This window comes from Enterobacter cloacae complex sp. SHL018, assembly GCF_049237905.1.
In the GTDB taxonomy this organism is placed as follows: Bacteria; Pseudomonadota; Gammaproteobacteria; order Enterobacterales; family Enterobacteriaceae; genus Enterobacter; species Enterobacter hormaechei_C.
Map to the genome: position 1 here is coordinate 932,843 of NZ_JBMKJE010000001.1, position 20,165 is coordinate 953,007.

Annotated in this window: 25 protein-coding genes; 8 read left to right on the top strand and 17 right to left on the bottom strand. The window is 54.7% G+C overall.

All coding sequences use genetic code 11. The features are described from left to right. Window positions 1-17 precede the first annotated feature (17 nt). The 5 genes from purB to rluE are packed head-to-tail and all read right to left on the bottom strand — an operon-like array spanning window position 18 to window position 4,353. The gene (gene purB / locus ACOTY5_RS04530; RefSeq protein ID WP_017693620.1) at window positions 18-1,388 is read right to left on the bottom strand and encodes an adenylosuccinate lyase; all 1,371 of its coding nucleotides are present in this window, start codon (window positions 1,386-1,388) and stop codon (window positions 18-20) included. A 19-nt stretch (window positions 1,389-1,407) separates the two neighbouring features. Beyond that, window positions 1,408-2,037 carry a high frequency lysogenization protein HflD gene (gene hflD / locus ACOTY5_RS04535; protein ID WP_006809213.1) on the bottom strand — a complete coding sequence of 210 codons (630 nt, stop codon included), beginning with the start codon at window positions 2,035-2,037 and terminating at the stop codon, window positions 1,408-1,410. Window positions 2,038-2,064: 27 nt separating this feature from the next. Further along, window positions 2,065-3,177: a tRNA 2-thiouridine(34) synthase MnmA gene (gene mnmA / locus ACOTY5_RS04540; protein WP_032667904.1), complete on the bottom strand. Its 1,113-nt coding sequence runs from the start codon at window positions 3,175-3,177 to the stop codon at window positions 2,065-2,067. 40 nt (window positions 3,178-3,217) lie between these two features. Next, on the bottom strand, window positions 3,218-3,691 hold the full coding sequence (locus ACOTY5_RS04545; protein ID WP_032619915.1) for an NUDIX hydrolase: 474 nt from the start codon (window positions 3,689-3,691) through the stop codon (window positions 3,218-3,220). Beyond that, window positions 3,691-4,353: a 23S rRNA pseudouridine(2457) synthase RluE gene (gene rluE, locus ACOTY5_RS04550; protein WP_017693618.1), complete on the bottom strand. Its 663-nt coding sequence runs from the start codon at window positions 4,351-4,353 to the stop codon at window positions 3,691-3,693. Before rluE ends, ACOTY5_RS04545 begins: the two co-directional genes overlap by 1 nt. 117 nt (window positions 4,354-4,470) lie before the next feature. Between rluE and icd the strand changes: the two genes are divergently transcribed. After that, complete coding sequence (gene icd, locus ACOTY5_RS04555; RefSeq protein ID WP_003857898.1) at window positions 4,471-5,721, top strand: NADP-dependent isocitrate dehydrogenase; 1,251 nt, start codon at window positions 4,471-4,473, stop codon at window positions 5,719-5,721. 75 nt (window positions 5,722-5,796) lie between these two features. Continuing rightward, window positions 5,797-6,042 carry a DUF2543 family protein gene (locus ACOTY5_RS04560; protein WP_045141473.1) on the top strand — a complete coding sequence of 82 codons (246 nt, stop codon included), beginning with the start codon at window positions 5,797-5,799 and terminating at the stop codon, window positions 6,040-6,042. A 4-nt stretch (window positions 6,043-6,046) separates the two neighbouring features. On the opposite strand, the gene ACOTY5_RS04565 is transcribed toward ACOTY5_RS04560, so the two are convergent. After that, the gene (locus ACOTY5_RS04565) at window positions 6,047-7,546 is read right to left on the bottom strand and encodes an EAL domain-containing protein (RefSeq protein ID WP_023296321.1); all 1,500 of its coding nucleotides are present in this window, start codon (window positions 7,544-7,546) and stop codon (window positions 6,047-6,049) included. Between the two features lie 124 nt (window positions 7,547-7,670). Next, window positions 7,671-7,763: a stress response membrane protein YncL gene (gene yncL, locus ACOTY5_RS04570; RefSeq protein WP_071524166.1), complete on the bottom strand. Its 93-nt coding sequence runs from the start codon at window positions 7,761-7,763 to the stop codon at window positions 7,671-7,673. Window positions 7,764-8,132: 369 nt separating this feature from the next. On the opposite strand from yncL, the gene ACOTY5_RS04575 reads away from it, so the two are divergent. Continuing rightward, window positions 8,133-8,381: a GlsB/YeaQ/YmgE family stress response membrane protein gene (locus ACOTY5_RS04575; protein WP_003857896.1), complete on the top strand. Its 249-nt coding sequence runs from the start codon at window positions 8,133-8,135 to the stop codon at window positions 8,379-8,381. A 53-nt stretch (window positions 8,382-8,434) separates the two neighbouring features. Here the strand turns inward: ACOTY5_RS04575 and yoaJ are convergent, their stop codons facing one another. The 3 genes from yoaJ to ACOTY5_RS04590 are packed head-to-tail and all read right to left on the bottom strand — an operon-like array spanning window position 8,435 to window position 9,682. After that, window positions 8,435-8,509: a protein YoaJ gene (gene yoaJ, locus ACOTY5_RS04580; protein WP_015570794.1), complete on the bottom strand. Its 75-nt coding sequence runs from the start codon at window positions 8,507-8,509 to the stop codon at window positions 8,435-8,437. Beyond that, a complete protein-coding gene (locus ACOTY5_RS04585) occupies window positions 8,510-8,608 on the bottom strand; it encodes a YoaK family small membrane protein (RefSeq protein WP_015570793.1) in 99 nt (32 codons plus the stop codon). It abuts the gene before it with no gap. A 45-nt stretch (window positions 8,609-8,653) separates the two neighbouring features. Next, window positions 8,654-9,682, bottom strand: a complete 1,029-nt coding sequence (locus tag ACOTY5_RS04590) for a sensor domain-containing diguanylate cyclase (RefSeq protein ID WP_062934096.1) — start codon at window positions 9,680-9,682, stop codon at window positions 8,654-8,656. Between the two features lie 311 nt (window positions 9,683-9,993). Here ACOTY5_RS04590 and ACOTY5_RS04595 point away from each other — a divergent pair, with 311 nt between their 5' ends. Both ACOTY5_RS04595 and ACOTY5_RS04600 read left to right on the top strand, forming a co-directional pair. After that, the gene (locus ACOTY5_RS04595; RefSeq protein WP_045141475.1) at window positions 9,994-10,248 is read left to right on the top strand and encodes a DUF333 domain-containing protein; all 255 of its coding nucleotides are present in this window, start codon (window positions 9,994-9,996) and stop codon (window positions 10,246-10,248) included. A gap of 80 nt (window positions 10,249-10,328) precedes the next feature. Then, on the top strand, window positions 10,329-10,634 hold the full coding sequence (locus ACOTY5_RS04600) for a hypothetical protein (protein ID WP_015570790.1): 306 nt from the start codon (window positions 10,329-10,331) through the stop codon (window positions 10,632-10,634). Here the strand turns inward: ACOTY5_RS04600 and ACOTY5_RS04605 are convergent, their stop codons facing one another. Then, window positions 10,635-10,979, bottom strand: a complete 345-nt coding sequence (locus tag ACOTY5_RS04605; RefSeq protein ID WP_015570789.1) for a DUF488 domain-containing protein — start codon at window positions 10,977-10,979, stop codon at window positions 10,635-10,637. 151 nt (window positions 10,980-11,130) lie between these two features. Between ACOTY5_RS04605 and ACOTY5_RS04610 the strand changes: the two genes are divergently transcribed. Then, the gene (locus ACOTY5_RS04610) at window positions 11,131-11,838 is read left to right on the top strand and encodes a CTP synthase C-terminal region-related (seleno)protein (RefSeq protein WP_023296323.1); all 708 of its coding nucleotides are present in this window, start codon (window positions 11,131-11,133) and stop codon (window positions 11,836-11,838) included. A gap of 31 nt (window positions 11,839-11,869) precedes the next feature. On the opposite strand, the gene ACOTY5_RS04615 is transcribed toward ACOTY5_RS04610, so the two are convergent. Next, window positions 11,870-13,057 (bottom strand): CynX/NimT family MFS transporter, encoded by a 1,188-nt coding sequence (locus ACOTY5_RS04615; protein WP_045141477.1) that lies wholly within the window; start codon window positions 13,055-13,057, stop codon window positions 11,870-11,872. 99 nt (window positions 13,058-13,156) lie between these two features. Between ACOTY5_RS04615 and ACOTY5_RS04620 the strand changes: the two genes are divergently transcribed. Continuing rightward, window positions 13,157-13,948, top strand: a complete 792-nt coding sequence (locus tag ACOTY5_RS04620) for an AraC family transcriptional regulator (protein WP_017384695.1) — start codon at window positions 13,157-13,159, stop codon at window positions 13,946-13,948. Here ACOTY5_RS04620 and ACOTY5_RS04625 read toward each other — a convergent pair. The 3 genes from ACOTY5_RS04625 to ACOTY5_RS04635 form a co-directional block, all read right to left on the bottom strand. After that, window positions 13,932-14,378 (bottom strand): DUF441 domain-containing protein, encoded by a 447-nt coding sequence (locus ACOTY5_RS04625; RefSeq protein ID WP_017693614.1) that lies wholly within the window; start codon window positions 14,376-14,378, stop codon window positions 13,932-13,934. The two genes, ACOTY5_RS04620 and ACOTY5_RS04625, sit on opposite strands and share 17 nt — an antisense overlap. A 106-nt stretch (window positions 14,379-14,484) precedes the next feature. After that, window positions 14,485-16,521, bottom strand: a complete 2,037-nt coding sequence (locus ACOTY5_RS04630; RefSeq protein ID WP_045141478.1) for a TIM-barrel domain-containing protein — start codon at window positions 16,519-16,521, stop codon at window positions 14,485-14,487. Window positions 16,522-16,536: 15 nt separating this feature from the next. Then, complete coding sequence (locus ACOTY5_RS04635; RefSeq protein WP_015570785.1) at window positions 16,537-17,868, bottom strand: glycoside-pentoside-hexuronide (GPH):cation symporter; 1,332 nt, start codon at window positions 17,866-17,868, stop codon at window positions 16,537-16,539. Window positions 17,869-18,154: 286 nt separating this feature from the next. On the opposite strand from ACOTY5_RS04635, the gene yoaI reads away from it, so the two are divergent. Beyond that, window positions 18,155-18,256 (top strand): small membrane protein YoaI, encoded by a 102-nt coding sequence (gene yoaI / locus ACOTY5_RS04640; protein ID WP_017384693.1) that lies wholly within the window; start codon window positions 18,155-18,157, stop codon window positions 18,254-18,256. Between the two features lie 20 nt (window positions 18,257-18,276). On the opposite strand, the gene ACOTY5_RS04645 is transcribed toward yoaI, so the two are convergent. Beyond that, window positions 18,277-18,777: a YbaK/prolyl-tRNA synthetase associated domain-containing protein gene (locus ACOTY5_RS04645; protein WP_023303492.1), complete on the bottom strand. Its 501-nt coding sequence runs from the start codon at window positions 18,775-18,777 to the stop codon at window positions 18,277-18,279. Between the two features lie 99 nt (window positions 18,778-18,876). Further along, complete coding sequence (locus ACOTY5_RS04650) at window positions 18,877-20,160, bottom strand: YeaH/YhbH family protein (RefSeq protein ID WP_017384692.1); 1,284 nt, start codon at window positions 20,158-20,160, stop codon at window positions 18,877-18,879. Window positions 20,161-20,165 lie beyond the last annotated feature (5 nt).

A 20,165-nucleotide genomic window follows, 5' to 3' on the forward strand; every position in this document is an offset into this window, starting at 1 on the left:
GAAAGGGGGAAGGGCGATTACTTCAGCTCGTCAACCATAGCGATGGCACGGCCAATATAGTTTGCCGGGGTCATCTCTTTCAGGCGCGCTTTTTCTTCTTCTGGCAGCGCCAGACCGTCGATAAACTGTTTCATACCTTCAGCATCAACACGTTTACCGCGGGTCAGCTCTTTGAGTTTCTCGTACGGTTTTTCGATGCCGTAACGACGCATCACGGTCTGAATCGGCTCCGCCAGCACTTCCCAGTTGTGATCCAGCTCGTCCAGCAGACGGTCGCGGTTAACTTCCAGTTTGCTCACACCTTTCAGGGTGGACTGGTAGGCGATCAGCGCGTAGCCAATACCTACGCCCAGGTTACGCAGCACCGTGGAGTCAGTCAGGTCGCGCTGCCAGCGAGATACCGGCAGCTTGCTCGCCATATGCTGCAACACGGCATTCGCCAGACCCAGGTTACCTTCGGAGTTTTCGAAGTCGATTGGGTTCACTTTGTGCGGCATGGTGGACGAACCGATTTCCCCGGCGATGGTCTTCTGCTTGAAGTGGTTCAGGGCGATGTAACCCCATACGTCACGATCGAAGTCGATCAGGATGGTGTTGAAGCGCGCAATGCAGTCAAACAGCTCGGCGATGTAGTCGTGCGGCTCAATCTGGGTGGTGTACGGGTTCCACTGGATCCCCAGAGAGGTCACAAACTCTTCGCTGAACTGGTGCCAGTCCACTTCCGGGTACGCGGCGATGTGGGCGTTGTAGTTACCCACCGCGCCGTTGATTTTGCCGAGGATCTCAACCTGCTCCAGCTGACGATACTGGCGTTCCATGCGGTACGCCACGTTCGCCATCTCTTTACCCATGGTGGATGGGGTTGCTGGCTGGCCGTGAGTACGGGACAGCAGCGGAATGTCGCGGTATTCCACGGACAGCGCTTTCACCGCATCAATGATTTTACGCCAGTAAGGGAGTACTACCTCTTTCCGCGCGGTAGAGAGCATCAGTGCGTGAGACAGGTTGTTAATATCTTCAGACGTACAGGCGAAGTGAATAAATTCAGATACCGCGTGCAGGGCAGGGACGCTTGCCACTTTCTCTTTCAGGAAGTATTCAACCGCTTTCACGTCGTGGTTGGTGGTGCGTTCGATGGTTTTAATGCGCGCGGCATCTTCTTCGCTGAACTCAGCAACGATTTTATCAAGGTAATCGTTTGCCTTTGCGTCAAAAGCAGGAACTTCCTTGATTGCTGTCTGGGCGGCCAGCTTTTGCAGCCAGCGTACTTCAACCTGAACACGGAACTTCAGCAGGCCATATTCGCTGAAGATCCCGCGCAGCGCGCTGACTTTATCGCCGTAGCGTCCATCGACAGGGGATACGGCGGTCAGTGAGGATAATTCCATAATTCGCAACTCCGGGAGGTTAACAATGAGCAAGAATTTGTTTTGCCTGAGTCGTCAGGCGATGACGAGAAAACATTAACTGTAGGCGGCCACCGCCGACCTGTTGCCACAGCACGGCGGCACGGATGCCTGCCAGCAGCGAAGCGCGTACCTTCGCCTGTACCTGTGGGCTTTGCAATACGGCAGGCGAACCGGTGACCTGAATACGCGGGCCGAGCGGGCTAATCACGTCAACGTAGATACCGGCCATCGCGCTGAGCAGGGTCTCAGACTGGAGGTCAAAGTGGTCGAGCTGGCGCTGTAGCCCGGCGATGCGGTCGCCCAGGGTATTCATTGCGCCTTTTGCCGCATTAAGCTTACGTTCCAGCACCATCAGGCTTAAGGTGTAGCGGGTCAGTTCCGCGTTCAACCCCTGACGGTTGCTGGCGTTGAGCACGCCGAGCAGAGTTTCAAGACCGAGACGAAGATTGGTTTCACTGCCGCCAAAGACGCCCAGCGTGGAGCCTGGGTTAAGATCGATAACGCTGTTGAGTGAAACGTGCAGGGCATCAGCGTCGCAATGACCCTGATGCGCCAGCTGTTGCACCAGACGGGCTGACTGGCAAATTCCCGCCAGCGCCAGGGTGATGTCATAATAGTTCTTCGCCACACGGTCTCCTTTATGTGTGCAAACGGTTTAAACAGCAGGCAGCGGCAGGCGCTGTTCAATGATCCCACCGCCGAGGCAAATTTCGCCGCGGTAGAAAACAGCAGACTGGCCAGGGGTAACGGCGGAAACCGGCTCGTCGAAACGCACGTCAATGCGATCGTCATCCAGTGCGGTTACGGTGCAAGGGATGTCCGTCTGGCGGTAGCGCGTTTTCACTGTGCAGCGTAGCGTGCCTTTCAGCGGCTCGCGATCGACCCAGTGCAGCTGTTGCGCGATCAGTCCAACGGACATCAGGCGCGGGTGGTCGTGACCCTGAGCCACAACCAGAATATTGTTTTCGACGTCTTTGTCGACCACGTACCACGGATCTTCGCTGCCCTCTTTGGTGCCGCCGATACCCAGACCTTTACGCTGGCCGAGAGTGTGGTACATCAGCCCCTGGTGCTGACCAATCTCATCGCCGTCAACGGTGACGATTTTGCCCGGCTGTGCAGGCAGGTAGCGCCCCAGGAACTCGCGGAATTTACGCTCGCCGATAAAACAGATACCGGTGGAGTCTTTTTTCTTCGCGGTGATCAGATCCAGATCTTCAGCAATCTTACGCACTTCCGGCTTTTCCAGCTCGCCGACCGGGAACAGGCTCTGGGCAATCTGTTCGTGGCTCAGCGTATAGAGGAAGTAGCTCTGATCTTTGTTGCCGTCCAGGCCGCGCAGCAGCTGGCTTTTGCCATTCACATCCGCGCGACGCACGTAGTGGCCGGTCGCAATGTAGTCTGCGCCCAGGTCTTCCGCGGCGAATTCCAGGAAGGCTTTGAATTTGATCTCTTTGTTGCACAGGATATCCGGGTTTGGCGTGCGGCCCGCTTTGTACTCTTCGAGGAAGAGTTCAAAAACGTTGTCCCAGTATTCTGCGGCAAAGTTAACGGTGTGCAGTTCGATGCCGAGCTTATCGCACACGGCCTGCGCATCGGCGAGATCCGCAGCGGCAGTGCAGTATTCCTCGCCATCGTCTTCCTCCCAGTTCTTCATGAACAGGCCCTCCACCTTATAGCCCTGTTGCTGCAACAGGTAGGCGGAAACGGAGGAATCGACACCGCCGGACATGCCGACGATTACTTTTTTCTGGCTGTTATCTGACATGGAATACTCACGACATTGAACTTCAAGGCGGCGTATTCTATCACGCCCCCCCACCATTGACACCCTCTGTAAACGGCCAGTTAAATTCTGCAATGACATCCAGCGGCAGGCGCGCCGCAGACTGCCAGCAGCGGATGCTTTCCGCCACCAGCGGCGAACGCAGGTTTGGCGCGTTCAGGATCTCCTCGGCAGTCACCCACAGGCAGCGATCGATATCGTCGTCGTGCGGTTCAGTGGCGCACGTTTCGTTAAGTTCAACGGCGAATAAGAAGCGCAGGAAAGGCGTCTGGTCAGGCGCTATCCACTGATGCATACGGATAAAATGCTGCGGTTCGGCGCGGATACCCGTCTCCTCCCACAGCTCACGGGCTGCCGCCTGGCGTAAGGTTTCATTGGCTTCAAGATGCCCGGCAGGCTGGTTCCACAGCGCTTTGCCGTTGATGGTCTCTTCCACCACCAGGAATTTCCCCTGCGCATGGACCACGCAGGCGACCGTAACATGAGGTTTAAACATCAGTTCTCCTTAGGGGTAACATCCCGCCATTCCCCGTTTGCCAGCGAGTCCAGCGTGTAGCTGCCCATGGCATAGCGAATGAGTCGCAGGGTAGGGAAGCCCACATGCGCAGTCATGCGCCTGACCTGTCGGTTGCGGCCTTCATAAAGGGTGATTTTAAGCCAGCTGGTGGGAATGGATTTCCGCTCACGAATCGGCGGGTTGCGCGGCCATAGCCACTCGGGTTCATTCACGCGCTCAATACCAGCCGGCAGGGTGGGACCGTCGTTCAGCGTTACGCCGTTACGCAGTTTTGCCAGCGACGCGTCGTCCGGCTCGCCTTCAACCTGCACAAAGTAAATTTTCCCGGTACGCTTGCCCGGCTGAGTGAGCCTGGCCTGGAGCACGCCGTCATTGGTGAGCACCAGCAACCCTTCGCTGTCACGATCCAGACGTCCCGCCGCGTACACTCCCTGAACGGGAATAAAGTCCTTCAGCGTGCTGCGCCCGGCCTCGTCGGTAAACTGTGGCAATACATCGTAGGGTTTATTGAACAGTATGACCCGCGTTGGCTGGGGTTCTGGCGTTCTTCTGGTGGCTTGTCGTGAGCTGAATCGCTCAACCCGGTGTTTTCTAAAAGAAGTTTTCGTCATGGTATTTTCAGGCGTTATCAATTGCCGCATTATAGCCTAATAACGAAGACCTTTCATGGCGTCGGACAATCAGGTACTATCGGAAGGCTCATTACAATTTATTAACATAAGATCAGTAACAACCAGAAGCGCTCGAAGGAGAGGTTAATGGAAAGCAAAGTAGTTGTTCCGGCGGAAGGTAAAAAGATCACCCTGCAAAACGGCAAGATTAACGTTCCTCACAACCCGATTATCCCGTTCATTGAAGGCGACGGTATCGGCGTAGACGTTACCCCGGCAATGCTGAAAGTGGTTGATGCCGCTGTTGAGAAAGCCTACAAAGGCGAGCGTAAAATTTCCTGGATGGAAATTTACACCGGTGAAAAATCGACTCAAGTTTATGGCCAGGACGTCTGGCTGCCAGCCGAAACGCTGGACCTGATCCGCGACTATCGCGTTGCTATCAAAGGCCCTCTGACCACGCCAGTTGGCGGCGGCATTCGCTCCCTGAACGTGGCGCTGCGTCAGGAACTGGATCTATATGTGTGTCTGCGTCCGGTGCGTTACTACCAGGGCACCCCAAGCCCGGTTAAGCACCCGGAACTGACCGACATGGTTATCTTCCGTGAAAACTCAGAAGACATCTACGCCGGTATCGAATGGAAAGCGGACTCTGCTGATGCAGAAAAAGTGATTAAATTCCTGCGCGAAGAGATGGGCGTGAAGAAAATTCGCTTCCCTGAGCATTGCGGCATCGGCATCAAGCCATGCTCCGAAGAAGGGACCAAGCGTCTGGTGCGTGCCGCCATCGAATACGCTATCACCAACGATCGTGACTCTGTGACCCTGGTTCACAAAGGCAACATCATGAAGTTCACCGAAGGCGCGTTCAAAGACTGGGGCTACCAGCTGGCGACCGAAGAGTTCGGCGGTGAACTGATCGACGGCGGCCCATGGCAGAAAATTAAGAACCCGAACACCGGTAAAGAGATCATCATTAAAGATGTGATTGCCGATGCGTTCCTGCAACAGATCCTGCTGCGACCTGCTGAGTATGACGTGATCGCCTGTATGAACCTGAATGGTGACTACATCTCCGATGCGCTGGCCGCACAGGTGGGTGGTATCGGTATCGCCCCGGGCGCGAACATCGGTGACGAGTGCGCCCTGTTCGAAGCAACTCACGGTACTGCACCTAAATACGCAGGCCAGGACAAAGTCAACCCAGGCTCTATCATTCTGTCCGCAGAGATGATGCTGCGTCATATGGAATGGTTCGAAGCCGCAGACCTGATCGTTAAGGGTATGGAAGGCGCGATTAACGCGAAAACCGTCACCTATGACTTTGAACGTCTGATGGAAGGCGCTAAACTGCTGAAATGCTCAGAGTTTGGCGACGCGATTATCGCGAACATGTAATCCACTCGCTGGGTTAAATGACAACGGGAGCCTGAGGGTTCCCGTTTTTTATGCACACAAGACGGAAACAACGCTATGACCCTTGATATCCCGCTCAAGTATTATGACATCGTCGACGAGTATGCGACTGAAACGGCGAAACCGGTAGAAGAGGCAGAGCGTACGCCGCTGGCACACTATTTCCAGCTGCTGCTCACTCGCTTATACAACAATGAGGAAATCAGTGAAGAGGCGCAGCGGGAGATGGCTGTCCAGGCGGAGATAGACGAAGCGCGCATTGACGATATTGCGAACTTCCTGAATCAGTGGGGCAATGAATAACGCGTCATCGCGCTGAGTCTGCCAGCAGCCTGGCGAGGTCGTGCCGGGTTAGCGACTTTGAAAAGTACCAGCCTTGTACGAGGGCATCGGGGTATCTCTGCGCGATGAACTGATATTGCGTTTCGCTTTCAACCCCTTCAAAAACCAGGGTTTTGTGCAGTTTAGCGAGCGCGTCGCTGAAGATCACCAGGATATCCTGTTTATAGTGCTCGCTGATGCCGTCCACTAACGACTTATCCACCTTGATTTCGTCATATTTGAGATTTGATAGCCTGGCCAGATTAGAGTTTTGCACACCAAAATCGTCTATTGAAATTTTGACGCCTGCCGATTTAAGCTCCTCACAAAACTCTTCAAGGATGGCCGCGGTGGAAACGCCATTCTCGGATAACTCAACTTTGATTAACGATAAGGGAATCGCGTTCTCTGAGCATTCATGACGTAATACCGCCAGGAATTTGCCGTCTTCAATTTCCGTCCGGCCAACGTTCAGTGAAATCATTAACTGATGTTCAGCGGCCAGCGCGGCAATTTCCGCCAGGGATTTCTTTATCATGTTCTGATAATAAACGTTATACAGGCCAATTTTTTTAATTAACGGGATAAACAGCTCAGGAGAAACCTCTTTGTGATTGTTATCCTGCCATCTTGATAACACTTCAACCCCGACGATTTTCTTATCAGCAACCCGAATAACAGGCTGAAAATGAACGCTGATGGTATTCGCTTTTACCGCTTTGACCAGCGTTCGTTCCAGAGAACGTCGGTCTTCATAAAGTCGAAGAGAAAACAGCGTCAGGGATACCCAGATAAAGTATAAAAACAAGCACAGAAGCACCATCACTACGTGGGAGAGCGAAGCCAGTCCGGCATCATGGTGTGTGACGGTAACGCACAAATCCCAGCGTGTACTGCACTCTGTCACAGCCAGCGTAAATAACAGAGACTGTAAGCGGCTGAAGTTTTCTGATGGCGGCGTAACGGTGAAAAAGGTGCGGCCGAAATCTTTAGTGGAAGAACGAAGCGAATAGTTGGCGGTAACGGGGGCGAATTTATCGTAGGCTGAACGGGAGGTGAAGATAATAAGGTGGTTATAGATTGTCGCATTGCCGACAAAGAAATCTTTCTGCGAAAACTGCGCCAGGCTGAAACCGTTCTGGGTATTATGCAGCTCAGAGGGAAGGGCGATGGGATTTGCCAGCTTGCCCCAAAACGCGGTGCAGGTGATTTTCCCCTTTTCAATAAACCCCACATCGGCGAAATAGAGACTTCGCATCTTTAATTTTCGGTAGACGTTCAGACTGGCGCTATCGCATCCCTGCGCGGAGGTATTTTTAAGCGTACTGGCGATATTTTGCGTTAACTCTTCAGAATAGCTTAAGAGCGTGTGGGAGATCTCCCTCTGCCGGTTCTTTTGCTGCTCAGCGATAATGGCGTTAACAGCATACAGCGACAGGACGACCATAAAGGTTGAGATGATAGCAACGGCAATGGCCTTCTTCATTTTCCTGTTGTCCCACCACGTCCTGAGGTGCAGGGATCTTAACACAGGTCATAAAAGCTACAAGTATGAGAGTTGAGGCTGCACGGAATCGAAAGGAAAGCCACCATGCCAGGCTCCTTTCATCTCAGAACCACTCAAACCGTGTTGAGAGCAGTAGCAGTAACGTACTGGCAGAAACAAGATTAAGGCAGATGACAAACTTGCTTGATACGTTCATGTTATCAACGTTTTTGTTGTTCAGTAGCCACAGAGAATAGCGTTTCACCTCCACTGAAGAAACGCCAGATTTTGGTGGGTTCGGGCAAAAAAAAGCCCACTCAAGAGTGGGCAAGAAATACTGGAAGCAATGTGAGCAATGTCGTACTGAATACCTGAGTAATTTGCTCAACTATTCAGTAATGAGAAAGATAATCTTTCTCAGTAAAAGATGCAACCCCACGATGAGTGTGGAACGGCATTTTTTTACTGCTCATATTTTAATCAAACGAACCGTGTGATTTTTATCACAAATTTCCTTTCTCAGATCCTGTGCTATCCTTTTCTGTGTCGTTGATTTAATGACAAAAACCATACAGAGAGGAAAGCTATGGGAATTTTATCCTGGATTATCTTTGGGCTGATTGCGGGGATCCTGGCGAAGTGGATTATGCCGGGCAAAGATGGCGGCGGTTTCATCGTCACGATCATTCTGGGGATTGTGGGTGCAGTCGTCGGTGGCTGGATCAGTACCCTGTTCGGCTTTGGCAGAGTTGATGGCTTCAACTTCGGCAGCTTTGTCGTCGCGGTGATTGGCGCGCTGGTTGTTCTGTTTATCTACAGAAAAATCAAAAGCTAAATCTGACCTGTGTTAAAAAAGGCTGCCTGACGGCGGCCTTTTTACTTTGGGCGTTACCACCAGCCTAACTGCGTACCGGCGACGGCCACGATGGCGACAATCAACATGATGATGGTCGTTTTTCTCATTTAAGCCCCCGGCGCGGCGTAACCGCCAAGGAAAAACCAGCCTAAAAACACCACCGCTGTGATAAAAATAACCACCGGAAAGAGGATCCCTATTCTCATGCCATCACCTGTTTGAGTTTGTATAAGGCCGTAGAGTGTACGGTTTTAATCTAACGCGACAAAGCCTGTTTTGCTTTTTCCTTTTTTATCCTGATACATCGCGAGGTCTGCGGTGCGCAGGGCGCTATCTTCATCCGTGCTGTGAGGATCAACAATAACGACGCCAAGGCTTGCGCCGGGATAAAGAATAGTGGCATTGCCCAACCCGTATTCGCCCGCAATAAGACCATTGAGGCGGGTTTTGATTGCGTTGACCTCTGTACTGGCGTCGCCATCATCGCTGTGACTCAGGCTGGCAACCAGAAATTCATCGCCGCCGAGCCGGCCAATAATCTCATCCTGCGTTTGCTCGTGAGTCAGCCGCTTGCCAACCTGTACGAGGAAGCGATCGCCCGCCTCATACCCGTACTGGTCATTGATTCGCTTGAAATCATCGAGGTCAATAAAGGCCATCATGACCCTGCGGTTAAGATGGCGCGCCAGTGAGAACAGGGTGGTAAGGTTTTCAAAAATGGCGCGACGATTCGGCAGGCCGGTGAGGGCGTCGGTGTAAGAGTGAGCAATGAGCGCCGCATTTGCTTCGCGAAGCTGAAGCACAAGCGACTCTTTCTGAATGTACTGACCAATTAAACCGGCAAAGAGTCTGATTACCTGCTCGCCACGCTCGCTGAACTGTTTCTGTGCGGTGCTGGCAGCGCAAAGCGTGCCATACAGAGAACCGTCAGCCAGGTGAACCGGCACGCTCATATAGGTTGTAATGCCCAGTGCTTTGGCCGCTTCACACTCCGGCCAGCGGTCGGGCACCTCGTTACTGAACAACGTGTCGCTGTCGATGGCGCGCTTACACAGTGTTTCGTCCCAGGGCACGCTGAACCCTTCCGGGATCTGCATTTGCTTGCTGTTACGGGCATATAAAATGTGCTGCAAACGCGCATTGATATCGACTTTCGTCAGGTAGGTTGATTCCATATCCGTCACAATTTCCAGCATTTCCAGTAGCTGACGCACCAGACTGTCGAGAGATTGCTCAGTGGAGAGGGTTTCTGAAACACGGGCAAGAATGATATCTGACATGAGGCAGGATGACTCCCATGCAGAAGACCTCTGTATCTGCATGTTATGCTGAAAATATAGACTCCGGTCATAGTAAAACATGAACAGGATTAATTTTATAGATTCTTCTGAAGGCAGATGAGGGGAAGACTAAAAAAAGCCCCGATGTTGAGATCGGGGCAAAACATCTTGATTACGGAATGATGTTCTCTGGTCAGTGTGAGAACAGGCATCACTATAAGGGGGAATCGTGCAGGTTTAATGGAGAAATCATGGAGAAAACGGCGATGACCCGTTACTCTGACATTTTTACACCCTGAAGGATCATGATAATGAAATATCTTCTCCTGGCGCTGGTTTTACCGCTGGCCGCCTGCTCAACAAAGACAACCCCTCCTGATGCGCCTCAACCGCCGCACGCTATTGGTATGGCAAACCCGGCGTCAGTGTACTGTCTGGAGAAAGGGGGAGAGCAAATCCCTGTTCAAAGCCCGCAGGGCGTACGTACCGGGTGCAAATTGCCAGACGGGGAAGTGATCGATGAATGGGATCTCTACCGCCGCGATCACCCGCAACCGACCAGATGACAACGGCAATAAAACTGCGATACACTTCTCTTTAGGATTATTCTTAGCCAGTTTCTGGCAGTACGTTTGCGAGAAGAAGTATGTTTCAGTTAAAACCGGGCAGCATGGCGATGATCGTGGGTGCGCGTACGGCGGCAGGCCGTCGAAATATCGGTAAATCCGTCGAGCTGTTTGGACTTTGTCAGCCGGGCCAGCGTTTTGTGAACCCGGTTAACGGCGTCATGACGCAATTACCCGCCACGTCAGCGCGTGCGCTGTGGCTGGTCACCGGTGATGTTTACGCCTTTGATAATCAGCACGGTTTTGCGTTTGTTCGCCCGGAACATCTGATGCCGCTTACTCCCGACGAGATGCCACACAACGTGGATGAGCTGGCGATCGGTTAATCACAGTTTACGCAGCCAGTCCGCCAGTACCTGCGCGTGATTCTGCTCCGTATTTTTCGCCCCATAGAGTAGCGTCACGGTCTGCTGTTTGGCGAGAGCCGCCAGGCGTTTGCCTTCATCCGGATGCTGCGCCAGCTCTTTACGATAGGCTTCACTGAACGCGGTGAAATCTATCGTTTCACTGTGAAAGGCTTTTCGCAGTTCGCTGGACGGCGTTAGCGCTTTACACCACTCATCACAGGCGAGGTCGGTCTTTTTTATCCCGCGCGGCCAGAGTCTGTCGACCAGGATCCGGTAACCGTCTTTTGAGGTCGCCTGCTCATACACGCGTTTACATTGAATCATGGGTCCTCCTCATTTCCTTACGACGTTCTGCAAGAACACTATAGCACCCGGCTTTTATCCACCCAATTTAAGGTATTGTGATAATTGCAAAAGATCGGTAGTCTGAGGTTCCTTATGTTATCTGAAAATCCTCCGGCATAAGGAATCTCTGATGGAACTCTCCCCGGTTAAAACGACGCTGCGCATTGCGCTGGTTGGTGATTACAATCCCGATGTTATTGCGCACCAGGCGATCCCGCTGGCGATTGACGACGCCGCTGCGGTTCTGGAGCTCACCGCTGATTATGACTGGCTCGCCACGCCTGAGCTGACCAGCCCCGAAGACTTGGTCGGGTACGATGCCATCTGGCTGGTACCGGCAAGCCCGTATAAAAACACCGAGGCGGCGTTTATTGCGGCCCGTTACGCGCGTGAGAACAGCATCCCCTTTCTCGGCACCTGTGGCGGGTTCCAGCATGCGCTGATTGAGTATGCGCGTAATGTACTGGGCTGGCACGATGCAGGCCATGCCGAAACCGACACCGAGGGAAGGATGGTAATTGCGCCGCTGACCTGCTCGCTGGTGGAAAAAACCGATGCGATCGAGCTGCGGAATAACACGCTGATTGCTAAAGCGTATGGCAAGCCGGAAATTCAGGAGGGGTATCACTGCAATTACGGCGTCTCACCTGAGTTTGCCGACCAGCTTGAGCGGGGCGACATGCGCGTAACGGGCTGGGACGAGCAGGGCGAGATCCGCGCGGCAGAGCTGGTAACCCATCCTTTCTTTGTCCTCACCCTGTTCCAGCATGAGCGGGCCGCGCTACAAGGGCGCCCGGTCGTGCTGGTACAGGCCATGATGCGGGCGGCGCAGGGTTAAAAAAAGCAGACCTCCGGGTCTGCCTTGAATGTCAGCCGGGTGTGATCTCCCGGTCACGCCCGGCAAGCATACCGCATAACGCCATCACCACCGCGGCCAGCGCGCAGGCGAGCAGCGGAATGCGCCAGTCTCCGGCGGTATCGTGAATTTTCCCCATCAGCGGTGGGCCACAGGCCGCCAGAAGATAGCCAATCGACTGTGCCATGCCGGAGAGCGCCGCGGCCTGATGGGCCGAGCTGGCGCGCAGCCCGATAAACGTCAGGCCTAGGATCATAGTGGCGCCGGATCCAAACCCAAACACCAGCGTCCAGACGACGGCCAGCCCCGGCGCGAACCAGAACCCGGCCGCGCTGACGGCGCACATCAGGGCGACTAGCCCGGCAATGCCACGCTGATCGTTAAGACGGTGCAGGATCAGCGGAATGGCGAGACCGGGAACCGCGGTTGCCAGCTGGAGAAGCCCGTGCATGGAGCCAGCCTGCGTTTCGCTGTAGCCATGGCTAAGCAAAATCGCGGGTAACCAGCCGATAATGACGTAGTAAATCAGCGAGTTAATGCCCAGAAAAAGCGTCACCTGCCAGGCGAGCGCCGAGCGCCAGATAGCCCGATTGTGCAGCGCGCCCGCTCCGGTCAGGGTGGCGGCCGGCTTCTGGCGCCATTGCGGTAACCACAGCAGCAGCGCCACCAGCGGGAAGAACATCAGCATCAACAGCGCCCCGTGCCAGCCACCACTCCCCAGCGACAGCGGGACGATCAGCGCCGACCCTGCGGCAGCAGCGGCTCCCATCGTCAGCGAATAAGCCCCCGTCAGTTTTGCGACCTGGCCCGGAAAATCACGTTTGATTAAGCCAGGTAACAGGACATTGCCCAGCGCAATCCCACAGCCTACGATCGCCGTACCGATAAACAGCAGCGAGGCCGACGGCAGCGAACGTACGCCAATCCCGATGCAAATCAGCAGCAGAGCGATAAAAAGGCTGCGCTCCATGCCCAGGCGCCGGGCGACGCCTGCGGCAAGGGGAGAGATAAAGGCGAAGGCCAGCAGAGGCAGCGTCGTGAGCAGGCCGGTTTGCGCCGTGCTTAAGCCATAGTCCTGTCGGATGGTATCGAGCAGGGGGGCGACACCGGTAAAGGTGACGCGCAGCGTCGTGGCAATCATCAGGATGCCTGCAATCAGCAGCGCACCCTGTTTCCCGGAAGGTTGAATAGCAGTAGTCATTATTGTCTCTTACGTTCAGGCGAGCGCATACCATACCGATTTAAGTCGTGGTTGAAATCAGGCTAAAATGACAGTTTATCGCTAATATCGGACAACTTTATGTACGGACTGGGGCTCGATGGCTACGATCCCGATAGCCAGCACGACGCGGCGGTGGCCTTTCGCATCCGCGTGGTGGCACAGGAACAATATATTCCGCTGCATCAGCACCGCAAAGGGCAGCTGATTATGGCGCTGGGTGGCGCGATCACCTGTGAAGTGGAGAACGCGATGCTGATGGTGCCGCCCCAGTATGCGGTGTGGATCCCGGGACAAACGCCGCACAGCAACAAGGCGACGCCCGGCGCGCAGCTCTGTCTGCTGTTTATTGAACCCGGTGCGCTCGAATTGCCGACGCGTACCTGTACGCTGAAAATATCGCCCCTGGTGCGGGAGCTGGTGCTGGCGCTTGCGGACAGGTCACGGGAGGAACTGCCTCTTCCCGCTACCGGAAGGCTGGTTGACGTCCTGTTTGATGAACTGCCCCTGCAACCGCAGGAGCATCTACAGCTGCCGGTATCTCCGCATCCAAAAATTCGCCTGATGAGTGAGACCATGGCAAACGAACCTGCCGCCTGGCAGACGCTGGCGCAGTGGGCCAGCCACTTTGCCATGAGCGAACGCAATCTGGCGCGGCTGGTGGTGAAAGAGACCGGCTTAAGCTTTCGCCGCTGGCGGCACCAGCTCCAGCTGATTGTCGCATTGCAGTTTTTGATCGGCGGAAAGTCGGTTCAGCAGGCGGCGCAGGCGCTGGGGTATGACTCCACCACCGCCTTCATCACCATGTTTAAGAAAGGACTGGGACAGACGCCCGCCCGCTATATTGCCAGCCTGACTACGACTTCCCGATAAACAGCGAAACCAGTCCGGCAGCAATCAGCGGGCCAACCGGCACGCCACGAAACAGCGCCACGCCTAACACGGTGCCCACCAGCAGCCCGGCCACCAGTGAAGGCTGGCTGCTCATCAGCGTCACGCCGCGCCCGCCAAGCCATGAGACAAAAACGCCCACCGCAATCGCCACCAGCGATTTCCAGTTTACAAAGGAGTGCAGCAGCGTTGAGGCCGGTAGCGTTCCGCTGGCAATCGGGGCCATCACGCCGATGGTCAAAATAATGATCCCGATGGTAAGCCCCTGTTTTTCTATCCACGGGAAGAAGGTATTCAACGGTGTGACGCGAACAATGATCAGGACCAGAATGGAAATCGCGACGGTGGTGTTGTGGCTGACAAAACCCAGAGCAGCCAGGGTCAGAAGTATGAGCAGAGTAGGGTCGAACATGACGGGATCCTTGCCAAAAATAGTAAGCCTGCTTACTTTACGCGCAAACGCGACGGCAGGCAGGCTTTACTGAAAAAATTGTCTATTTTTGGGCACTTGCCTGACGTCAGTCCACCAGCTGCTGGATAAGCGGACTCCCTTCGCGGATAAACACCGGGATGGTTTCCAGCGCCGCAGGCACCCGGATATGCTCCCCACCGGCGTAGCGCTCACCGTTGAGAGCGACCCAGCTATTGCCCGTCGGCAACCAGACATCGCGCTCACGCTGACCGGCCTGCATAACCGGCGCCACCAGAAGATCTTCGCCAAACAGATACTGATCTTCACACGCCCAGCTCTGCTTATCCTGCGGATAGTGCCAGAACAGCGGACGCATGAGCGGGTCTCCGTGCAGATGAGCCTGCTGGTACAACGCGTCAATATACGGGCGCAGGGTTTCGCGGACGGTAAGCCAGTGCTGCATGATGGCGTAATTCTCTTCTCCGTAACTCCACAGCTCATTAGGCGAACCGCTGTTACACTGAGGAATGCCGTCACGGTAGCGCTCCGGGGGCTGGATCTGCGGTTCGCGATAGCCGTGCATGCGCAGAACCGGTGTAAACACCGCCCACTGGAACCAACGGATCAGTAATTCGTGGAACGCCGGGTCGTTAACGTTCCCTCCCTGGAAGCCACCGATATCGGTCGTCCACCATGGGATCCCCGCCAGCCCCATATTCAGTCCCGCGGCGAGTTGATTGCGAAAAGCATGGAACGAGGAGTGGACATCACCCGACCACGCCAGCACGCCGAAGCGCTGGCTGCCTGCCCAGGCACAGCGTACCAGGTTAACAATGTCGGTTTCACCATTTGCCTGGAGCCCATCGTAAAAGCCCTGCGCAAAGTCACGCGGGTAGCGATTGCCCACTTCCAGCACCAGACCGGCGTGGTAGCGATAGTTGTCAAAATCATAGGCTCGGTATTCCGGTTCCGCTTCGTCCAGCCAGAACAGCTTAATGCCCATGTCGTAGTAATTTTTCTTCACCGTATCCCAGACGAATTTCCGCGCCTCAGGATGGGTCGCATCAAAGAAGGTGGTATTGCCCATAAAATCGAGGTTGACCTGCACGCCACGTTCACTGCTGACCAGCCAGCCTTTGGCTTTCATCAGCGGGTAGAGAGGGCTGCGCGCCTCTACCGTTGGCCACACCGACACCATCAGCGCAATACCCATTTCGCGCAGCTCGTCGACCATCGCTTCAGGATCGGGCCAGTCTACGGGGTCGAAGCACCAGGTGCCCTGATTCGGCCAGTGGAAAAAGTCGATGACCATCACCGACAGCGGCAGATTACGGCGGCGATACTCCCGCGCAACCTCCAGCACCTCCTGCTGGGTGCGGTAGCGTAATTTGCACTGCCACAGCCCGCTGATAAACGCCGGGGCGGAGGGTGGAGTACCGGTGGCTTTCACATACTGGCGGGTGATATCCGCCACCGTGTCGGCGGCGGTGATCCAGTAGTCCATTTCTCCTGTGACGCGGGCGCGCCATTCCGTCTGATTTTTTGCAAAGCTTGCTTCACCAATCGCCGGATTGTTCCACAGCAGGCCATAGCCAAGGCTGGACTGCATAAAGGGCACGCTGGCCTGGGAGTTGCGCTGCGCCAGTTCCAGCGTACAGCCTTTCAGATCCAGCCACGGCTGTTGATACTGACCCATGCCATAGATGCGTTCATCCGGACGCGATTCAAACCGGACGGTGAGCTGATATTTCCCCCCCATTAGCGGCTTAAATTCGCGGCCATCCAGCTTCAGGGCGCTGACATATTTATCCTGGCTCTTCTCGCTGGCACCGATACCCACCGTTGAACGCTGGCGCCACATCTCTTCCAGCAGCAGTTCGCCGCGCTGATTGTAGAAGGCCAGCTGACCTTTAAGATTCAGCGTCGCGGTAATATTGCCGTTGCGCAGCGTCAGGCTTTCCGCTTCGGCGACAATCTCAGCCTGGCAAGGGGCGGCGGGCAACAGTGCCTGTAAGGCCTCATCAAAAGCCAGGGAGCAGGTGGCCCTGACGCGCAGGCTGTTTTCACCCCACGGTTCAATACGCAGGATCTGGCGTTCAAAACGCCATTCGATACTGTTGGAATGTTGGATCAGCTCACTCATGGAAAACGCGTCCTTCTAAACAGGGTGTTTGGCAAGATGGATGGATTGCATTGTGCTGTCGTCGAGCTTGTACCAGCGCAGCGTGGCAAACGCGCAGAGTGACAAGACGCCAGGCACGACGGTGAAGAGGGCGATGATGCAGTACATGGCCGTGGTGGTCTGTTCCGGGGCGTTGGCGACATAGCCGCTTAAGCCCAGCGTCCAGCCAACAATCGCGCCGCTGATCGCCATTCCCAGCTTGAGTACGGCGAGGAAGGTGGAGAAGATCACGCCGTCCATGCGTTTGCCCTGTTTCCATTCGCCGTAATCGGCGACGTCCGCCATCATTACCCACATCAGCGTGGTGGTGGCCTGGTAAAGGGTGGAGACGATAAACGTCATGGGCACCAGAATAAGCACTGACTTAGGCGCAAAGAACAGGGCGATGCTGAGTACCCCCGCCAGTACGGAACAGTATCCAAACATCTGCACTTTGCTGACGTTCTGCGTCAGACGTTTGGCCAGCGCACTGCCTGCGGCTTTCCCGAGAATATGCGCCCCGAGCATCCACATAAAATAGCTTGCGCTACCGAGATAATAAGTGACGAAATACATCATTGCGCCAAGGCGAATAACGCCAAAACCAATGTTGGTTAATACCAGGACGGCGACAACCCGCCATTGGTCGTTTCGTAATAAATCCCGCAGTTCCGCAAGATAATTATTGTGGGTGGCGGGAGCCTTAATACGCTCGCGCGTATTGGCGAAGCAGATCCAGAACATGATGACCGCGATGGTCGCCATAATGGCCATCGCCCAGCGGTAGCCCAGTAATTTATCATCGCCGCCTAAAAACTCTGCGAGCGGCATCATAAAGAATGTCGACAGCGCGCCACCCAGCGTGGCCAGGAAAAAACGATAGGACTGGAGGGAAATTCGCGCATCGTTGTCGGGCGTGATCACCGCGCCCATGGAGCAATAGGGAATATTGATTGCGGTATACATCAGCATCATCAGGGTATAGCTGACGGTGGCGAAAATCATTTTACCGTGCAGATCGAGCGACGCCGGAACGGCGTAGGTCAGCAGACAACTTGCGCCAAAGGGCAGCGCCAGCCACAGCATCCAGGGGCGGAATTTGCCCCAGCGCGTGCGCGTCCTGTCTGCGATATAGCCCATCGCCGGGTCTATTATGGCATCGGCGGTTCTCGCCAGAAGAAACATGGTGCCCACGAATGCAGCAGGTAGCCCCACCACGTCCGTATAGTAAAACGTCAGAAAAATAATGACGTTATCCAGCCCAATATGGCTCGCCATATCGCCTAACCCATAACTGATCTTTTCTTTACGGGTAATTATTTCGGTCATTGTATTCACCTTGCCAGTGTAAGGTTTATTTTTGAGGTGCTCCGTAAACAGGGTTAACCATGATGAAAAGTTTAACAATTGCGAGATCTGGCATCGGGGTTACGTAAATTTCTTTTCGTGATACCGGTAACAAATAAAGTATTTAAACAGTGACTTTATACGGGGGAGGATAGTTAACAGCGAATCGTTTCAGCGAAAAAATAGTTATTTCATGGACGCGTCATTGTCATTTAACTGTCATTGTGCGGGGATAAAAAAGAGGCAAACGGGCAAAGCAGAGGGCATCATGAACGATCCTATGTTTGTCGAAACGCTGATTATCTCCTCATCGTTTTTTATTATCGCGATTATTTTGATTGCTTCCGTGCTGCTGCTGGAAAACGGCTGACCGTTAGCCAGCCGCAGTATTTATTGTTTACGGAACGTCACCAGTTCAGGACGGGCGATACGCAGATAGTCCTGGGTGTCCATAATCACCGACTTTTCCAGCAGGCCGGCGTTAAAGGCGATCTCATCGAAGCGCTCAAACAGCAGCGGATCGGCGACCAGCGTCAGATCCGGATGAAAGCTGAAGGGGGGAATGGCGCCGAAAACGCAGCCGGTAAGCGCATCCACTTCAGCCGGACTGGCGAGCGAGGCCTTTAGCCCACCGAAATGACTGGCCAGCAGGCTCAGATCGGCCTGCCGATCGGCGGCGAGGATTGCCAGAATATGTTTCTTAACACCGTTGCCTTTTACCTTGCAGACCAGTGCTTTTGCACCCTGTCGGAGATCGGTCCCGCGAATTTCACTGACCGCTTCGCATTTCCCAACGGCCTCATGCGCCACCACGCGAAAGCGCGCCTCCTGCTCGGTTAATAAGCTGATTAGCCGCTGATGGGGCGTCGTCCCGATCACGTCATCAGACATAACGATTTCACCTGTGCTTTGCCAATACGTAGCTTGCTACATTAGCACGGGACGGAGAGGGCTGAAAGAAAACAGCCAGCGGGTGCGCTGGCTGTTGGGTCATGCGTTGCTGGTGGACGACTGTTTCTGGAACAGTTCCCGGAAGACCGGGTAGATGTCATCCTGGTCACGAATGTGCTGCATCGCAAAGTTATCGAACATCGCTTGCAGATGCTCATACTCACGCCACAGCGTCTGGTGGGCGCGACGGGTAATTTCAATATAGCTGTAGTAACGCACCACCGGCAGGATCTTCTTCGCCAGAATTTCATGACACAGCGGCGAGTCATCCGCCCAGTTATCGCCATCCGATGCCTGCGCGGCGTAGATATTCCACTGCGCCGGATCGTAGCGCTCCTTCACCACCTCGTCCATCAGCTTCAGGGCGCTCGACACGATGGTGCCGCCGGTCTCCTGCGAGTAAAAGAACTCATGTTCATCCACCTCTTTCGCCTGAGTGTGATGGCGGATGTAGACCACCTCCACGTTCTTATACGTTCTGCTCAGGAACAGATAGAGCAGAATATAAAAACGCTTAGCCATATCCTTGGTGGCCTGATCCATTGAACCTGACACGTCCATCAGGCAGAACATCACCGCCTGGCTGGAAGGCTCCGGCCGTTTTTCGTAGTTCTTGTAGCGCAGGTCGAACGTGTCGATAAACGGCACCCGGTCGATCTTCGCCCGCAGTTCGGCGATCTCTTTTCGCAGGCGCTCCTCTTCCAGCAGTTGCGCCGGTTCGGTGTTTTCCACCACTTTCAGGCTGGTTTCCAGCTCGCGCAGTTCGCGCCGTTTGCCTGCCGTCATCGCCGTGCGTCGCGCCAGCGAGTTTTGCAGTGAACGCACCACGCTGATGTTGGCGGGCACCCCGTTTGCGGTATAACCCGCGCGATGGGTTTTGTATTCGTTGAGCTGACGGTGCTGATTCTTTCTCAGATTCGGCAGGGCCAGATCCTCAAACAGCAGGTCGAGATATTCGTCTTTTGAAATCTGAAAGACGAACTCGTCCTGGCCTTCACCGTCCTGGCTGGCCTGTCCCTGACCGCTGCCAGAACCGCCGCCTCCGCCTTGTGGCCGCTCGATTCTGTCATTCTGGACGAAGTGGTCATTACCTGGGTGCACGCGATGGCGAAGGCCGCCACGCCCCTGATGAAACATCGGTTCGCTGATGTCATCGTTAGGGATGGAGACGGATTCGCCGCTGTCGACGTCGGTCACCGAGCGTTTGTTGATGGCCTCGGAGATCGACTGTTTAATTTGCGCTTTATAACGGCGCAAGAAGCGCTGGCGATTCACCGTGCTCTTGTTTTTGCCGTTAAGACGCCGGTCAATAAACCAGGTCATATATC

Excerpts from the sequence above, each read along its gene's own strand:
- ACOTY5_RS04575 (WP_003857896.1), top strand. The coding sequence starts at position 8,133 with ATGGGAATTTTATCCTGGATTATCTTTGGGCTGATTGCGGGGATCCTG.
- ACOTY5_RS04605 (WP_015570789.1), bottom strand. The coding sequence starts at position 10,979 with ATGATTCAATGTAAACGCGTGTATGAGCAGGCGACCTCAAAAGACGGT.
- ACOTY5_RS04585 (WP_015570793.1), bottom strand. The coding sequence starts at position 8,608 with ATGAGAATAGGGATCCTCTTTCCGGTGGTTATTTTTATCACAGCGGTG.
- ACOTY5_RS04560 (WP_045141473.1), top strand. The coding sequence starts at position 5,797 with ATGACCCTTGATATCCCGCTCAAGTATTATGACATCGTCGACGAGTAT.
- rluE (WP_017693618.1), bottom strand. The coding sequence starts at position 4,353 with ATGCGGCAATTGATAACGCCTGAAAATACCATGACGAAAACTTCTTTT.
- ACOTY5_RS04650 (WP_017384692.1), bottom strand. The coding sequence starts at position 20,160 with ATGACCTGGTTTATTGACCGGCGTCTTAACGGCAAAAACAAGAGCACG.
- ACOTY5_RS04565 (WP_023296321.1), bottom strand. The coding sequence starts at position 7,546 with ATGAAGAAGGCCATTGCCGTTGCTATCATCTCAACCTTTATGGTCGTC.
- ACOTY5_RS04630 (WP_045141478.1), bottom strand. The coding sequence starts at position 16,521 with ATGAGTGAGCTGATCCAACATTCCAACAGTATCGAATGGCGTTTTGAA.
- icd (WP_003857898.1), top strand. The coding sequence starts at position 4,471 with ATGGAAAGCAAAGTAGTTGTTCCGGCGGAAGGTAAAAAGATCACCCTG.
- ACOTY5_RS04625 (WP_017693614.1), bottom strand. The coding sequence starts at position 14,378 with ATGTTCGACCCTACTCTGCTCATACTTCTGACCCTGGCTGCTCTGGGT.
- ACOTY5_RS04600 (WP_015570790.1), top strand. The coding sequence starts at position 10,329 with ATGTTTCAGTTAAAACCGGGCAGCATGGCGATGATCGTGGGTGCGCGT.
- yoaI (WP_017384693.1), top strand. The coding sequence starts at position 18,155 with ATGAACGATCCTATGTTTGTCGAAACGCTGATTATCTCCTCATCGTTT.
- mnmA (WP_032667904.1), bottom strand. The coding sequence starts at position 3,177 with ATGTCAGATAACAGCCAGAAAAAAGTAATCGTCGGCATGTCCGGCGGT.
- yncL (WP_071524166.1), bottom strand. The coding sequence starts at position 7,763 with ATGAACGTATCAAGCAAGTTTGTCATCTGCCTTAATCTTGTTTCTGCC.
- ACOTY5_RS04590 (WP_062934096.1), bottom strand. The coding sequence starts at position 9,682 with ATGTCAGATATCATTCTTGCCCGTGTTTCAGAAACCCTCTCCACTGAG.
- ACOTY5_RS04615 (WP_045141477.1), bottom strand. The coding sequence starts at position 13,057 with ATGACTACTGCTATTCAACCTTCCGGGAAACAGGGTGCGCTGCTGATT.
- purB (WP_017693620.1), bottom strand. The coding sequence starts at position 1,388 with ATGGAATTATCCTCACTGACCGCCGTATCCCCTGTCGATGGACGCTAC.
- ACOTY5_RS04545 (WP_032619915.1), bottom strand. The coding sequence starts at position 3,691 with ATGTTTAAACCTCATGTTACGGTCGCCTGCGTGGTCCATGCGCAGGGG.
- ACOTY5_RS04620 (WP_017384695.1), top strand. The coding sequence starts at position 13,157 with ATGTACGGACTGGGGCTCGATGGCTACGATCCCGATAGCCAGCACGAC.
- ACOTY5_RS04645 (WP_023303492.1), bottom strand. The coding sequence starts at position 18,777 with ATGTCTGATGACGTGATCGGGACGACGCCCCATCAGCGGCTAATCAGC.
- ACOTY5_RS04595 (WP_045141475.1), top strand. The coding sequence starts at position 9,994 with ATGAAATATCTTCTCCTGGCGCTGGTTTTACCGCTGGCCGCCTGCTCA.
- ACOTY5_RS04610 (WP_023296323.1), top strand. The coding sequence starts at position 11,131 with ATGGAACTCTCCCCGGTTAAAACGACGCTGCGCATTGCGCTGGTTGGT.
- ACOTY5_RS04635 (WP_015570785.1), bottom strand. The coding sequence starts at position 17,868 with ATGACCGAAATAATTACCCGTAAAGAAAAGATCAGTTATGGGTTAGGC.